The organism is Nocardiopsis prasina DSM 43845, from assembly GCF_000341265.1.
Lineage (GTDB): Bacteria > Actinomycetota > Actinomycetes > Streptosporangiales > Streptosporangiaceae > Nocardiopsis > Nocardiopsis prasina.
Window position 1 is genome coordinate 1 of the sequence record NZ_ANAE01000158.1, and the last position, 13,912, is coordinate 13,912.

The 13,912-nt window shown below is 71.7% G+C and carries 9 protein-coding genes and 1 pseudogene; 4 read left to right on the forward strand and 6 right to left on the reverse strand.

Translation table 11 applies throughout. The annotated features are described in order from the left end of the window. On the forward strand, positions 1-755 hold a 755-nt coding region (locus tag D452_RS0118160), incomplete at its 5' end, for an alpha/beta hydrolase (RefSeq protein WP_017545570.1). A 90-nt stretch (positions 756-845) separates the two neighbouring features. Here the strand turns inward: D452_RS0118160 and D452_RS0118165 are convergent. The 3 genes from D452_RS0118165 to D452_RS0118175 are packed head-to-tail and all read right to left on the reverse strand — an operon-like array spanning position 846 to position 3,219. Beyond that, positions 846-2,069: a Dyp-type peroxidase gene (locus tag D452_RS0118165; protein WP_026129440.1), complete on the reverse strand. Its 1,224-nt coding sequence runs from the start codon at positions 2,067-2,069 to the stop codon at positions 846-848. Continuing rightward, positions 2,069-2,632: a copper chaperone PCu(A)C gene (locus tag D452_RS0118170; protein WP_017545572.1), complete on the reverse strand. Its 564-nt coding sequence runs from the start codon at positions 2,630-2,632 to the stop codon at positions 2,069-2,071. The genes D452_RS0118165 and D452_RS0118170 overlap by 1 nt, the downstream gene beginning before the upstream one ends. Further along, positions 2,629-3,219, reverse strand: coding sequence for a copper resistance CopC family protein (locus D452_RS0118175; protein ID WP_017545573.1), 591 nt, complete (start codon positions 3,217-3,219; stop codon positions 2,629-2,631). Before D452_RS0118175 ends, D452_RS0118170 begins: the two co-directional genes overlap by 4 nt. A 463-nt stretch (positions 3,220-3,682) precedes the next feature. Here D452_RS0118175 and D452_RS0118180 point away from each other — a divergent pair, with 463 nt between their 5' ends. Further along, positions 3,683-7,111, forward strand: coding sequence for a phosphodiester glycosidase family protein (locus D452_RS0118180; RefSeq protein WP_026129441.1), 3,429 nt, complete (start codon positions 3,683-3,685; stop codon positions 7,109-7,111). Between the two features lie 80 nt (positions 7,112-7,191). Here D452_RS0118180 and D452_RS0118185 read toward each other — a convergent pair whose 3' ends face one another. Then, complete coding sequence (locus tag D452_RS0118185) at positions 7,192-8,940, reverse strand: helix-hairpin-helix domain-containing protein (protein WP_017545575.1); 1,749 nt, start codon at positions 8,938-8,940, stop codon at positions 7,192-7,194. A gap of 82 nt (positions 8,941-9,022) precedes the next feature. Continuing rightward, a pseudogene (locus tag D452_RS28570) lies at positions 9,023-9,551 on the reverse strand (MarR family winged helix-turn-helix transcriptional regulator). A 92-nt stretch (positions 9,552-9,643) separates the two neighbouring features. Here D452_RS28570 and D452_RS0118195 point away from each other — a divergent pair. Further along, the gene (locus D452_RS0118195) at positions 9,644-11,908 is read left to right on the forward strand and encodes an LLM class flavin-dependent oxidoreductase (protein ID WP_017545577.1); all 2,265 of its coding nucleotides are present in this window, start codon (positions 9,644-9,646) and stop codon (positions 11,906-11,908) included. Between the two features lie 19 nt (positions 11,909-11,927). Here D452_RS0118195 and D452_RS0118200 read toward each other — a convergent pair whose 3' ends face one another. Further along, positions 11,928-12,881: an aldo/keto reductase gene (locus tag D452_RS0118200; protein WP_193374248.1), complete on the reverse strand. Its 954-nt coding sequence runs from the start codon at positions 12,879-12,881 to the stop codon at positions 11,928-11,930. Positions 12,882-13,066: 185 nt separating this feature from the next. Between D452_RS0118200 and D452_RS0118205 the strand changes: the two genes are divergently transcribed. Next, positions 13,067-13,906: an undecaprenyl-diphosphate phosphatase gene (locus D452_RS0118205; RefSeq protein WP_017545579.1), complete on the forward strand. Its 840-nt coding sequence runs from the start codon at positions 13,067-13,069 to the stop codon at positions 13,904-13,906. The last annotated feature ends 6 nt before the right edge of the window (positions 13,907-13,912 follow it).

Consider the following 13,912-nt stretch of genomic DNA (forward strand, 5'->3'; position numbering starts at 1 on the left):
ACGGCTACCGCGACAACGGACGCACTTACCCGGTGCTGTACCTGTTCCACGGCGGTGGCCCCGGCCAGGACTTCATCAGCTGGGACAGGGCAGGCATCCGCCAGCTCTCCGAGGACAAGCAGATCATCATCGTGATGCCCGACGGCGGGCCCTGCGGGTGGTACAGCAACCCCGTCACCACCAACGTCGGTCCCCGCAACTGGGAGACCTTCCACATCGACCAGGTCCTGCCATGGATCGACGCGAACTTCCGCACGCACGCCGAGTTCGACGGCCGCGCCGTCGCGGGCTTCTCGATGGGCGGTTTCGGCGCGCTGAAGTACGCGGCCAAGTACTACGGCCACTTCGCCTCGGTGAGCTCCTACTCGGGGCCCGCCAGCATGCGACGCGATCTCGGGCTGATCACCCACTGGGCGAACTTCACCTCCGGAGCCTTCGAGCTCGGCGGCGGCACGGTCTACGGCGTGCCGTGGAACGAGGCCAGGGTGAGCGCCGACAACGCCGTGGAGAACCTCGAGCGCTACCGCGGCAAGCGTGTCTTCATGGTCGCCGGAGACAGCCCTGACCCCTTCGACCTCTTCGACCGGATGAACGAGGAACAGGTGCTGGCCGGTCAGCGCGAGTTCCGCGCCCTGCTGGACGGCGCCGGAATCCCGCACGAGTCGCACGAGGCCGGGGGCGGCCACTTCATCCGCCCGGACCTGGTGCGCGCCGACCTCGACGGCATGATCGGACGCCTGCGCTCGGCCGGATAGCCGGCCCGCGAGGAGCGGTCGCCCCGGTCGGAGCCGCTGTGTGGTTCCGACCGGGGCGACCGTGCTGGCGGTCCTGCCCCGCGACAGGCGTCAGGCTTCGAACAGGGTCTGCCCCACGAAGCCCCCCTCCGAGCAGCCGGGCGGGATCGCGAAGACCGCGGAGCCGATGTGGGTGATCCACTCGTTGAGCAGGTCCAGTTCGTCGAGGCGGCGCTGGATGGGCACGAACTGCCGGTGCGGGTCCTGTTGGTGGCAGACGAACAACAGCCCCGCGTCGCCTCCGGACTCGTAGTTGTAGCCGCGCCGGAAGATCCTCTCGTCCGGGTCCTCCGAGCGTGCCCGGCGGATGTGCGCGTACTCGGCGATCACCGGGAACCCGAGCGGTGTCAGGGCGTCGAGGTCGGGGTCGTCGTGCTCCGCCTGCCCGGTGAGGGGAGCACCGTTGTCCAGGCGGCGCCCCACCGAGTCCTCCCGGCCGGGGCGATCGAGCCGGTCCCATTCGCTCAGGTCCATGGAGACGCGCCGCAGCACCAGGGCCGTGCCGCCCCGGAGCCAGGCCGGAGCGCCCTCCCCGCACCAGACCAGGGGACCGAAGTCCTCGTCCTCCGGTTCGGGGTTGACCGTGCCGTCGACCTGCCCGAAGAGGTTGCGCATGGTCGTTCCCTCGGGCTCGGCCCCGTAGGAGCGGCGGAAGCCGTCCTGCGTCCAGCGCACCGAACCGAAGGCACGGGTGTCCTTCAGGAGCATGCGTGCGGCGTGCGAGAGCGTCAGCGGGTCGTCGCAGCACACCTGGAGGAGCAGGTCGCCGTGGGACCAGCCGTCCTCCAACCGGTCGGTGTCGAATTCCGGCAACGGTCCCAACCACTGGGGGACCAGGGCCGGGTCGACCCGCTCCACCAGACCGGGGCCGAAGCCCAGGGTCACGGTCAGGCCCGCAGGCGAGAGGGCGAGCTCGGGTTCGGTGTCGGCCAGTGCGGACCTGCCCTGGGTGAGCCGGGCCGCGTCGTCGGAGAGCAGCGTGAGCAGCCGTCGTACCCCGTCGGCGTCGACGTCCTCGTGCAGGTCGACGCCGACGAACCTGGCGTGGGCCTGCGGTGGAGTCGCGATCCCCGCCTGGTGGGCGCCGTGGAAGGGGTGGGTGCGTTCACCGTGCACCTGCCCGGCTGCCGAGGGGGACTCCGCGGGTGAGCGGAGCGAGCGGACCAGGGCGTCACCACCGCTGAGGGTCACCGCGCCCACTCCAGCGGCAGCGGCACCGCCCAACAGGACACTTCTGCGGGAGGGTCGAGCACCCTCCTCCGTGGGGTGCTCCATCAGTGGCCCTCGTGGTCGTCGTCGGAGTCCCCGTGGTCCCCGTCGTAGTTCTCGTTCGCGCCCTCGAAGTCCTTCACCGGGGCGGTGAACTCGTGGGTGGAGCCGTCCTCGAACTCGAGCGTGACGGTGACCTCGGCGCCGGGCTCCAGGTCCTGGGTCAGGCCCATGATCATGATGTGGTCGGCACCCGGGGAGAGTTCGTGTTCGGACCCGGCCGGAACGGGGAAGCCGCTGTCCTTCTCCCGCATGACCATGTTCCCGTCGTCCCCGCTGACGACCTCGTGCAGTTCGACCATGTCGGAGACGTCGTCGGCACTGGCGGCCACGATGAGGGCTTCGGCTTCGCCCTCGTTGGTCAGGATGCCGAAGGCGGCGGTCATGCCGTCGTCGGCCGCGGCCGCCTTGACCCACGGGTCGGAGACGGAGACCAGATCGGCCTGTGCGGCGGAACCCTCCTGGACTGCGGCGTCCTCCTCCGCCGGGGAGGTCGAGGCGCAGGCACCCAGGATTAGGGCGGCGCTCACGGCGGTCGGGATCAGGAGCGAGCGGGCGGCGAGGGTCATCGGGTTTCCTGTTCGACTGGAGTGTGCTGGGTCATGGGTCGTCGCGGGTCGGTGGGGCGCCGAAGGCGCAGGGCGGCGGCGTAGACGAGAAGCCCGGTCAGGGCTCCGGCCAGGGCCAGGACGCCCTCGCGGGGAAGGGCGGCGTTCGGGGAGGGGCCTGCGGCCGCGTCCTCGCCGTCGGTCTCGTTGGCCGGGGCGGCTTCCAGGTCGGGAGGGGGTGGCCCGCCCTCGCCCACCTGGAAGGTCAGGGCGCCGCTGATGGGGTGGCCGTCGCTGGAGACCACGCGCCAGCGGACCGCGTACCCGCCGTCGGCCAGGTCCGGGGGCAGTTCGACGCTGACCTCGTGGCCGTCCACGAGTGGCTCCGTGGTGGCCACCGGTTCGGCTTCGGAGTCCAGCACCAGCACGGCGGTGGAGACGTCCATCGGCTCCCCGCTGAAAGTGAGCCTGACCTCCTCGGGAGCGGACGGGAGCGCCTGTTCGTCCCCTGGGACCGAGGAGAGCAGAGTGTCGTGGGCGAGCGCCGGGGCCGGTGTGAGCACCAGGGCGGTGGTGACGGCGCAGAGTAGGCCGGGGATGCCCCGCATGGATCCTCCTCGTCGTGTGCGACACGTGGTCGGCACTACGAGAAGTCGTCCCTCGGCCGCGAGGAGTTCCCCGGGATCCATGGATTCTTTCGAGCCGGGCCGCTCCACCCTGGCGTCCGTCCCCCTCCGGTCGCCGGATCCGTCCTCAACGCGGACGCCCCGGGGCGGAACACGGACAGGCGCGTGGGCTTTCCACCCGGCGACGCGGCGCCGCGTGATGGGACGCGATCAGTCGGACTCCGTATGACGCACCGGCGGGGTTCAGATGAAATCTGGATACTCGTGCTCAACCCGGTGCCGTCAGCGGGCGTGTGTATGTGCCGGTCATGCCCTTGAAGAGGCGCGTTCCTCAGCGAAACGGACATACCACGACGACGTTCACCTCCTACACAAAGGATGGGGCAGATGGTAGGAAGTTGACGCACAGGGCTTCCTCGATCCCCCAGCCGCCCGGAGGCTTTCCATGAATCGCCGGTGGTCGATCCGCTCACGCACGAGTGCCCTCGTGGCAGCGGGTTCCGTCCTGGTCCTCACCTTCACACCGGTCGCGGCAGCGGCCGACCCCCGCGACGACCCCCGGGAGCACACCGGGTTCAGTGAGACCGTCGAGATCCCACCGGGTGGCTCGGCCACCAGGGTCGACGACCCCGCGCCACGGTTGGAGACGTTCGAGTCCGAGAGGCCGGTCGCCCCCGGGGTCACGTTGACCTCGTTCGACACCTACGGGCCGGACGGCTACACGGGAGATCCGAACTGGCTCCAGGGCGACCTGCTGACCACGGACCTCACCGGGGACGTCAGCGTCGACTACCTGTTTCCCGGCCAGGTGACCGAACGGGAGCCCCTGAGCACCCAGGCCGACCGGGCCGGTGCGGTCGCGGCGGTGAACGGCGACTTCTTCGACATCAACGCCTCCGGAGCTCCGCAGGGCGTGGGCGTGCGGAGCGGTGAGCTCATCCAGTCGCCGATGACCGACGACCACCGCGAGTCCTCCGCCGTCTTCACTCCCGACGGGCTCGGTTCGATCGGCGAGGTGTTCTTCGAGGGGACCATCGAACTGCCCGAGGGAACCCCGTCGCTGGACGCGATCAACAAGCCCTCTCTGGGGCCCGGCGAGATCGCCGCGTTCACCCCGCTGTGGGGGTCCTACTGCCGCTGCCGGGTGGTGGAGGGTACCTCGGAGACGCTGGAGGTCGTCGTCACCGACGGCGTGGTCACCGAAATCGTGGAGGATCCGCGTGAGGGAACGATCGCCGACGACAGCTTCGTGTTGGTCGGGCGTGAGGACGGTGCCGAGGCACTGTCCTCGCTGGAGGTGGGCGACCCGGTCGGTATCGACTACGACGCGCGCGCCAGCGCGGACCAGGAGATCCACGCGGCGCTGAACGGCCGTCAGATGCTCGTCGTCGACGGCCGGGTGCAGCGGGCTTCGGAGGGCAACAACGTCCCCGGTGCCCCGCGCATGGCCATCGGCTTCTCCCAGGACGGCTCGCGGATGTACCTGCTGAGTGTGGACGGGCGCCAGCCCGCGTTCTCGGCGGGGGTCGGTCTGGACGAGCTCGGCCAGATGATGGTCGAGGCCGGTGCGCACACCGCGGTCAACCTGGACGGCGGCGGCTCGGCCACGATGGTGGCGCGTACTCCCGGTGCGGAGGAGGTGCGGGTGGAGAACCGGCCCTCGGACGGGGAGGAGCGCCTCGTCCCCAACGGGCTGGGGCTGTTCGCCCCCGAGGGCAGTGGCCGGATCGACGGTTTCTGGGTGGAGACCGTGATCGCCCCCGAACGTGTCGACGGCTCCGGGTACGTCGCGCCCAGTCGGACGGATCGGGTCTTCCCCGGACTGACGCGAAGGTTGACGGCGGCCGGTCACGACGAGACCTTCGGTCCGGCCGAGGCCGTGCCGAACTGGCGGTCCGACGACAGCGGAGTCGGGGTGGCGGACCGCGAGGGCGTGTTCACCGCTCGGTCAGCCGGGACCGCCACGGTCACGGCCAGCAAGCTCCGGGCGCGGGGCGAGATCGAACTGACCGTCCTGGGCGATCTGGCCCGGATCGGGACCACACCCGAACGGGTGGGACTCTCCGACGCGGACGCCTCCGCCGTCGTGCAGGTGACCGGCTACGACGCGGACGGGTTCGCCGCACCGATCGAGCCGGACGACGTGGAGTTGACCGTCGACGAGAGCGTCGCCCGGGTCTCGGTGACCGAGGACGGTCGCTTCGAGGTCCGGGCCGCCACCGAGAGCGGTTCCACGCTCGCCACCGTGCGGGTCGGTGACGTCGAGACGACCATGGCGGTCACCGTCGGGCTGGACGAGGTCGTCGTCGCCGACTTCGAGGACGCCGCTGACTGGTCCTACTTCGGTGAGCGGGCCGAGGGGGAGGTCGCGGTGGCCGAGGGCCGCGACGGCAAGGGCGTGAACCTGACCTACGACTTCACCGCCTCGACCGGGACCCGTACCGGCGGTGTCCTGCCGCCGGGCGGGGAGCGGGAGATCCCCGGACAGCCGCAGGAGCTGCGCGCCTGGGTCCGTTCGGAGGGCAACGGCGAGTGGGCCAGCCTCCAGGTCTGGGACGGTGCCGGGCAGCTGGTGCCCGCGATGCGCGCCGGCTACCTCGACGAACCGGGCTGGCAGCAACTGGCCTTCAGGGTTCCGCCGGGCACGCAGTATCCGCTGTCGCTGCGACGTGTCTACTTCGCGGAGACCGAGCCCGGGGCCAGCTACCAGGGCGAGGTGGTCATCGACGAGGTGACCGCCATGGTGCCGCCGCCGGTCGACGTGCCGCCCACCGAACCGGTCGCCGACCCGGTGGTGGCCTCCGGCGCGGCCGTGGCCCAACAGGACTGGCGGTTCGCCGTCCTGTCGGACGCCCAGTTCGTCGCACGTGATCCGGACAGCGAGATCGTCGCCTACACGCGGCGGGCGCTCCGGGAGATCCGCGCCAGCGACGCGGAGTTCCTGATCATCAACGGTGACTTCGTCGACGAGGCCGCGCCCGAGGACCTCGCCTTGGCCCAGCGCATCCTCGACGAGGAACTCGAGGGCGAGCTGCCCTACTACTACGTGCCGGGCAACCACGAGGTGTCCGGGGGCACGCTCGACAACTTCCGGGAGGCGTTCGGAGAGACCCAGCGGGTGGTCGACCACCACGGCACGAGGTTCGTGCTGCTGGACACGGCCCGCTTCTCCTACCAGGCCAGCGACTGGTCGCAGTTGCGGCTGTTGAGGGAGCAACTGGACGCGGCGGCCGAGGATCCCACCGTGACGTCGGTGGTGGTCGCGCAGCACGTGCCCTTCCGCGACCCGCTGCCCTCCAAGGCGAGCGAGCTGGCGGACCGCAAGGAGGCGGCCGCGGTCGAGGGCTGGCTGGGCGAGTTCCAGACCGAGACGGGCAAGGGGGCGGCCTTCATCGGGGCGCACGTGGGAGTGTTCCACGCCGAGCGGGTGGACGGGGTGCCCTACGTCGTCAACGGAAACGCCGGGAAGAACCCCTCCGCCGGACCCGCGGAGGGCGGGTTCACCGGTTGGTCGCTGTGGGGCGTGGACACCGGGGGACAGCCCGAGGAGGACTGGGTGGTGACGGAGCTGCGCCCCCATGTGGACGGGCTGGAACTGGACGCGCCCGCCTCGGTCGCCGTCGGTGAGCAGGCCGAGGTCGTCGCGACGGTGGACAACGACGGCACCGCGGTGCCGGTCGCCTACCCGGTGAGCGCGGACTGGTCCGGCTCCGACGGTGTCCACATCGGTCCGGCCGACGACGCCGGGGCCGATCACGTCGCCGCGTTCGATCCGGCGACGGGCCGGTTCAGCGCCCTGGGGGAGGGGACCGTGGAGATCGGTGTCACCGTGAACGGAGTCACTGAGGAGGTCACCATCGAGCTGGGGTCCTGACCGACGACGGCGCCCTTCCAACCGGAGCGCGGATGACCCGGACAGGGGATGTCCGGGTCGTCCGGTTTCGGTGCCCGGCCTCAGCCCGCGCGGAGGATGAGGGCCAGGCGGGTGGTGCGGTCCGGGGCGAGGGTCTCGCGGACCCCGGTCTCCAGGGCGCCCTCGGTGGCGTCGACCACGGACACGTGTCGGGTGGTCCTGGTTAGAGCCGTGTACACCTGTGGTCGGGACACCGGGACCTGGGGCGGGAAGACCGCCACCACGGCGGGCCAGCGGCTCCCGTGGGCGACGGCCACGCTCACGGCCCATCCAGGGCGCAGTGCGGACGGATCGGTGACGGTGACGGACGTACCGTCGGCAAGTTCGATCACCGCACCCTCGGACACCTCACGCAGATAGCCGGTGTCGCCGGGGCCGTAGCCGGTGCCCTCGGCGGTGAGGACCACGCGGTCGCCCACGTCGAAGCCGCCGTGAGCTCCCGGTCCGGGGTTGAGGCGCTCCTTGCAGGCGGCGTTGAGCGCGCGGGCACCGGCCGGGCCGTCCTCGCGGCAGGTGACCACCTGGACCTGGTCGGAACCGATCCCCAGCGCCCGGGGGATGGAGTCGGTCACCAGCTGCGTCACCCGGTGGGCGGCCTCCTCGGCGGAGGCGGCGGGGACCCGGACGACTTCGCGGTCGGGCGCCTCCACCTCGGTCCAGTCGCCCTCGGCGACCGCGCGGGCCAACTTGGCGACGGGGGTGGGCTCGGCGTCGTCGGCGACGACGGCGACGTGCGCGGTGCGTGAGGAGGCCACGTCGACCACCACCCGACCGGGGGTGGCGGAGGGCGCCTGGTCCGGGTCGGCCAGCAGCACCAGATGCGCGTCGTCCACGCAGACCGACGCCAGGTCCGCCATGCGGGCCACGCCCAGGGACATCGACTCGCACAGCGCGACGATCCCCGCTGAGGCGGGTCCTCCCGCCAGCAGGGCGGCCAGGGACACCGCGCGCACGGGCGGTTCGCCCTCCGCAACCAGCAACCGGTCCAGGTCGGCGTTGACGGCGGCGGCGGTCTGCGCGGTGGGAGCCACGACCGCGATCCCCACCTGGCTCTCCCGGGCGATTCCGGTCAGGCAGAGCAGGGTCCGCGCGGCCTCGGCCTGGTCGCCGGGGCCGTGGTGCACCACCGTCACCGGGCGCATGGTGGCGGTGAGTACCGCCTCCCGGGTGGACTCGGAGATCGCGAGACCGTGCTCTGAGGTGGCGGCCTCCAGCGTCTCGGCGGCGGTCATCGGGTCCATGATCGGTTCGCTGCCGCCGATCAGGCGGAGGAGCTGTTCACCGAGGCGCTGTTCGGCGTGGCCGACGTCGTAGGGGGCGTAGTGGCGCTCGGGATCGGGCAGGTCCGGTACCTCCGGGACACCGCCCTCCTCGAAGTCGAAGTCGTCGTCGGCCTCGTCGCCGCTCTCGAACAGCGCGATCTCGTCCGCCGCGACGGCGGCCTCCAGGGCGGCTCGGGGATCGGCCACACCGAGCTGGCCGACCACCGTGGTCAGCTTCTTCTCCTCGATCGCGGTGTGCCCCCGGCGGACGGCGGTGCGCAGCGTGTGTCCGACCAGGGCGCCGAGGCGGCGGGGGTCGTCGGGACGGGCGGCTCCGCCCAGGTGCCTGCGTGCACAGTAGTCGGCCTGCTCGATGGTCACTTCGGGCAGGCGCAGCAGCAGCCAGGGGTTGGCGTCCAGCTCGGCGGCGGGTTGGGGGCCCAGCGCGGACACCAGGCGCGGCGCCAGGGCGTGCGGGGCGCCCATCCGGTCAAGGACGGCTAGGACCTTCTCGACAGCCTCGGACACCGGTTCCCCTCGTCAGGTGGTTCGTGGACTCGGTGGGAGCCTACCGACTCGCGGCGACACGCGGTGTTCGTCGTCCACAGGGTCACCCGGTGGGGCCCGCTCCGTCCCGGGTCACCTGGAGGACGGCGGCGCAGGGGTCGGTGCCGGGGGAGGCCTCCTGGACGGCGGTGGCGGCCCGTCCGGCGGCCGTGCGGAAGAGTGCCCGGGTGTCGGCGTCCAGTGCGCCCAGCAGCCGCTCCTCGACGTGCTCGACCAGTTCGTTGGCGCCGGCCAGGACCTCGGAGCCGTGGTCGGTGGCGCACACCCTGCGTACTCGGCGGTCGGCCGGGTCGGCGCGGCGCCGGACCAGGTCGGCGGCTTCCAGGTCGTCGATGAGGTAGGTCATCACGCTGCGGTCGATGAGCAACCGCTCGGCCAGTGCGGCCTGCGTGGGGGCGTCACCCCGCGAGGCCGCCGCCAGAACGTGGTAGCCGCGGCTCCCCTGCGGGGGGGCGGGGNGGGAGGTCGGCGAGCGCCGCCTCCACGTGTTCGTGCCAGCGGCGCAGCAGCACGGCCAGGGACCAGCCCAGGTTGTGTTCCCCGGGGCCCGGCTCCGGCGTGGTGGGTGTCATGGTCCGAGATTACCAGGAATAGGTGTGAGGGAAGATAAGTTGTGTTGAGCATCATTTGCCCGACAAACGATCCCCTCCCAGGAGGTCAGGCCATGCCCGACTACGGACACTCCCTGGAGTTCGGCACCTTCCTCACGCCGACCGCCCAGGACCCCGACCGCGTGGTCGGGCTGGCGGAGTTCACCGAGGCTGCCGGGCTCGACCTGGCCACCTTCCAGGACCACCCCTACAACCCGGACTTCCTCGACACCTGGACCCTGCTCAGCTGGGTCGCCGCCCGCACCGAACGCCTCCGCGTCTCCGGCAACGTGATCAACCTGCCCCTGCGCCCGCCCGCCGTCCTGGCCCGCGCCGCCGCCAGCCTCGACCGCCTCTCCAAGGGCCGCTTCGAGCTCGGGCTCGGCGCCGGGGGCTTCTGGGACGCCATCAATTCCATGGGCGGCGGACGCCGCACCCCCGGCCAGTCCGTGGACGCCCTCTCCGAGGCCATCGACCTCATCCGCGCCGTATGGGACACCGACGCCAGGGGAGGGGTGCGACTCCAGGGCGAGCACTACTCCGTCCACGGCATGAAGCGCGGCCCCGAACCCGCTCACGACATCGGGATCTGGCTGGGCGCCTACAAACCCCGCATGCTCAGGCTCATCGGTGCCAAGGCCGACGGCTGGCTGCCCAGCCTCGGCTACGCCAAGCTCGACGACCTGCCCGGACTCAACGCGACCATCGACGAATCCGCGCTCGAACACGGCCGCGACCCACGGCAGATCCGCCGCCTCCTCAACCTGACGGGCGCAGCGTTCTCCCCGAGCGACGCCGGTTTCCTCCAGGGCCCGCCCGAACAGTGGGTCGAGCAGCTGCTGCCCCTGGCCCTGGAACTGGGGTTCGCCACGTTCGTCATGCCCACCGACGACCCCCGCGCCATCGACACCTTCGGCCAGGAGGTGGCCCCCGCCCTGCGCCGGGCGGTGGAGGCCGAACGCACCAGCACCGGGACCCCGACCGGGCCGGTCCGTCCCGTCGCCGCCCTGACCGCACGCCGCCCCGGCATCGACTACGACGCCGTCCCGCACGGCCTGCGCGACACGGCGGTCGAACCCGGGGACAAGGGCTTCACCAAGCTCCGGCACGGGTACATGCAGCGGGGCCGCCCCGGGCTGGTCCTGCGTCCCACCGGTCCCGACCAGGTCGCCGAGGCCCTCGCCTACGCCCTCGACCAGGACGCGCCGCTCAACGTGCGCAGCGGCGGACACGGCATCAGCGGCCGCTCCACCAACGACGGCGGTGTCGTCCTCGACCTCGGCCGCATGAACGGGGTCGAGGTCCTGGACGCCGCGACCGGCCGCGTCCGTCTCGGCGCCGGTGCCCGCTGGGGGGAGGTCGGCGCGGTGCTGCACCAGCACGGGCTGGCGATCAGCTCGGGCGACCACGGGGGAGTGGGGGTCGGCGGGATCGCCACCACCGGGGGCCTGGGATACATGTCCCGCGCCCAAGGGCTGACCATCGACCGCCTCACCGCGGTCGAACTGGTCACGGCCGCTGGTGAACACCTGAGGGTGGACGCAGAACACCACCCCGACCTCTTCTGGGCGGTACGCGGCGCCGGGGCCAACTTCGGGGTGATCACCTCCGTGGAGGCCGTGGCGGCCCCGGTCCGGGACGTCGTCCTCGCCCAGATCGCCTACGACGCCGCCGACACCGCGGCCTTCCTCCGAACCTGGGGCGAGGTCGCCGAGTCCGCCCCGCGCGAGGTCACCGCCTTCCTGGCCCTGGGACAGGGCCGAGCAGGACAGGGGCCCGTGGCGCAGGCCATGGTGGTGTTCGCGGGGGACGACACGGACGCCGCCGTCCAGGCCCTGGAACCCTTCCTCAAGGTCGGACCGGTCCTGGACCAGCGCGCGCAGGTCGCCCCCTACCCGGCGATCCTGGTGGGGCACGCCGGTCCGCACGAGGGCGGCCAGACCCCGGTCGCCCGCTCGGCCCTGCTGGAGCACATCACCGAAGAGTCCGCCGAGGCCGTGGCTCGGGCGCTCGCCACGGGCGACGCCTACTTCGCGCAGCTGCGCCAGGTCGGTGGGGCGGTCAACGACGTCGCCGCCGACGCCACCGCCTACCCTCACCGCTCGGCCAACTTCTCCCTGGCCGCCATGGGGCGCCGGGCTGACGTCCTGGACCGTCGCTGGGCGGAGCTGGGCGCGACGGCGCGGGGGCTCTACCTGAGTTTCGACACGCGCACCGGGCCCGAGGTCCTCGCCGAGGCCTTCCCCGAACTCACGCTCGGTCGTCTGCGCGCGCTCAAGGCCGCGTACGACCCGGACCAGGTGTTCGACCAGAACTTCCCGATCCCGCCCAGCGAGTGAGCCCTCGGCGCGCGGCCGGTCAGCGTTCGGGACCGGCCGTGGCGTCGTCCAGGGCGTCGCGAATCTTGGGGGGAAGCCGCACGCTCTCCACGGACAGGATCTCCTCCAGCTGGGAGAGCGTGCGCGGACCCACCACGGCGGAGGCCACACCCTCCTGGTCCCGCGCCCAGCTCAGCGCCACGGCGAGCGGAGAGACCCCCAACCCCTCGGCCGCCGTGCACACCGACTCGACCACGCGGCGGCTGCGGTCGTCCAGGTAGGGCTCCACGTAGGGGGCCATGTGCGGGAACGCGGCGCGGGAGTCCGCGGGGACCCCGTTGCGGTACTTGGCGCTGAGCACGCCCCGCCCCAGGGGAGACCACGCGATCACGTGCGCCTCGCTGGCCGCGGCGGCCGGACGCAGCGCGTGGTCGGCGCCCCGGTTGAGCAGCGAGTACTCGGTGCCCGCGCTCACCAGCGGCACCCGCCCCGGCTGGGCGCGCTGCCAGGTGGCCAAGGTGGCGAACTGCCAGGCCTTGAGGTCACCGGTGCCCACGTAGCGGGCCTTGCCCGACGCGACCGCCGTCTCCATCGCGGACAGCGTCTCCTCCGGCGGCGTGTGGGGGTCGTACACGTGCAGCTGCCACAGGTCCACGTAGTCCGTCTGGAGGCGCCGCAGCGACGCGTCCAGCGACGCCAGGAGGTGGCGGCGGGAACCGTCCACCGGCCGGTACGCCTCGGGCGTGTGCCCGCTCTTGGTGGCCACCACCACGTCCTCGCGGCGCACCACCCCGCGCAGGAGCCGTCCCAGAATCCGCTCGCTCTGGCCGCCCGTGTAGATGTCCGCCGTGTCCACGAGCGTGCCCCCCGCATTGACGAACGCGGTGAGCTGCTGCCCGGCCTCCTCCTCGGAGGTGTCGTTTCCCCAGCTCATCGTGCCGAGGGCGGTACGAGACACCCAGAGCCCTGATCTGCCCACCTGTCGCTGTTCCATGCGGCGGAGATTACCGTGTTCATCGGAAGTAGGCCCTGGGTACACCTTGGCTGCGTACTGTCGGCAGGGGCCGGACCAGCGCCGACGCGCGACCTCTCGTCGCGCGGGCCGTCCGGGCCGTCACCCCATCTGGTTCGTGTCCGTGCCCCCGGTGGGCTCGGACCCGTCACGAAAGTCCGTACCGAGTGTCCATCTTCGAGGCGGTCGTTCTCGGCCTCATCCAAGGGCTCACCGAGTTCCTGCCAGTATCCTCAAGCGCCCACCTGCGCGTCTTCGCGGCCTTCTTCGGTTGGTCCGACCCTGGAGCGGCCTTCACCGCAGTCAGCCAGATCGGCACCGAACTCGCGGTGGTCGTGTACTTCCGCAGACGGGTGTGGGCGATCATCTCCGTGTGGTGCCGCTCCCTGGTCAACCGGGACCTTCGCGCCGACGTCAACGCCCGCATGGGCTGGTACATCATCCTCGCCACCATCCCCATCGGTGTCCTGGGCCTGCTCTTCGAGGACCAGATCGAGGGCGTCTTCCGGGACCTGCGCCTCATCGCCCTGACCCTCATCGTCTTCGGCCTCCTCCTGGGCGCCGTCGACCACTTCGCCCGCAAACAGAACGAGCTGGAGGACCTCACGCTCGGCCGGGGCCTGACCTTCGGCCTGTTCCAGACGCTCGCGCTGATCCCCGGGGTCTCCCGCTCGGGCGCCACCATCACCGGTGGCCGTCTGCTCGGCTTCTCCCGACCGGCTGCCGCCGAGTTCGCGTTCCTGCTCGCCATGCCCGCCGTGTTCGCCTCGGGCCTGTACAAGATGCTCGACATCGGCGGCAACGAGTACGCGGGCTGGGGCGCCACCATCGTCGGGACCCTCGTCGCCTTCGTGATCGGTTACGTGGTCATCGCGTGGCTGATGAAGTTCATCACCACGCACAGCTTCATGCCGTTCGTCTACTACCGCATCGCCCTGGGCGTGCTCATCATCGTGCTGGTCTCCACGGGCGTCCTCGCCCCGGAGGGCGGAGCCGGAGTCGGCTAGCCGACC

Coding starts and splice junctions, on each gene's coding strand:
- D452_RS0118180 (WP_026129441.1), top strand. CDS start 3,683: ATGAATCGCCGGTGGTCGATCCGCTCACGCACGAGTGCCCTCGTGGCA.
- D452_RS0118195 (WP_017545577.1), top strand. CDS start 9,644: ATGCCCGACTACGGACACTCCCTGGAGTTCGGCACCTTCCTCACGCCG.
- D452_RS0118170 (WP_017545572.1), bottom strand. CDS start 2,632: ATGACCCTCGCCGCCCGCTCGCTCCTGATCCCGACCGCCGTGAGCGCC.
- D452_RS0118200 (WP_193374248.1), bottom strand. CDS start 12,881: ATGGAACAGCGACAGGTGGGCAGATCAGGGCTCTGGGTGTCTCGTACC.
- D452_RS0118175 (WP_017545573.1), bottom strand. CDS start 3,219: ATGCGGGGCATCCCCGGCCTACTCTGCGCCGTCACCACCGCCCTGGTG.
- D452_RS0118165 (WP_026129440.1), bottom strand. CDS start 2,069: ATGGAGCACCCCACGGAGGAGGGTGCTCGACCCTCCCGCAGAAGTGTC.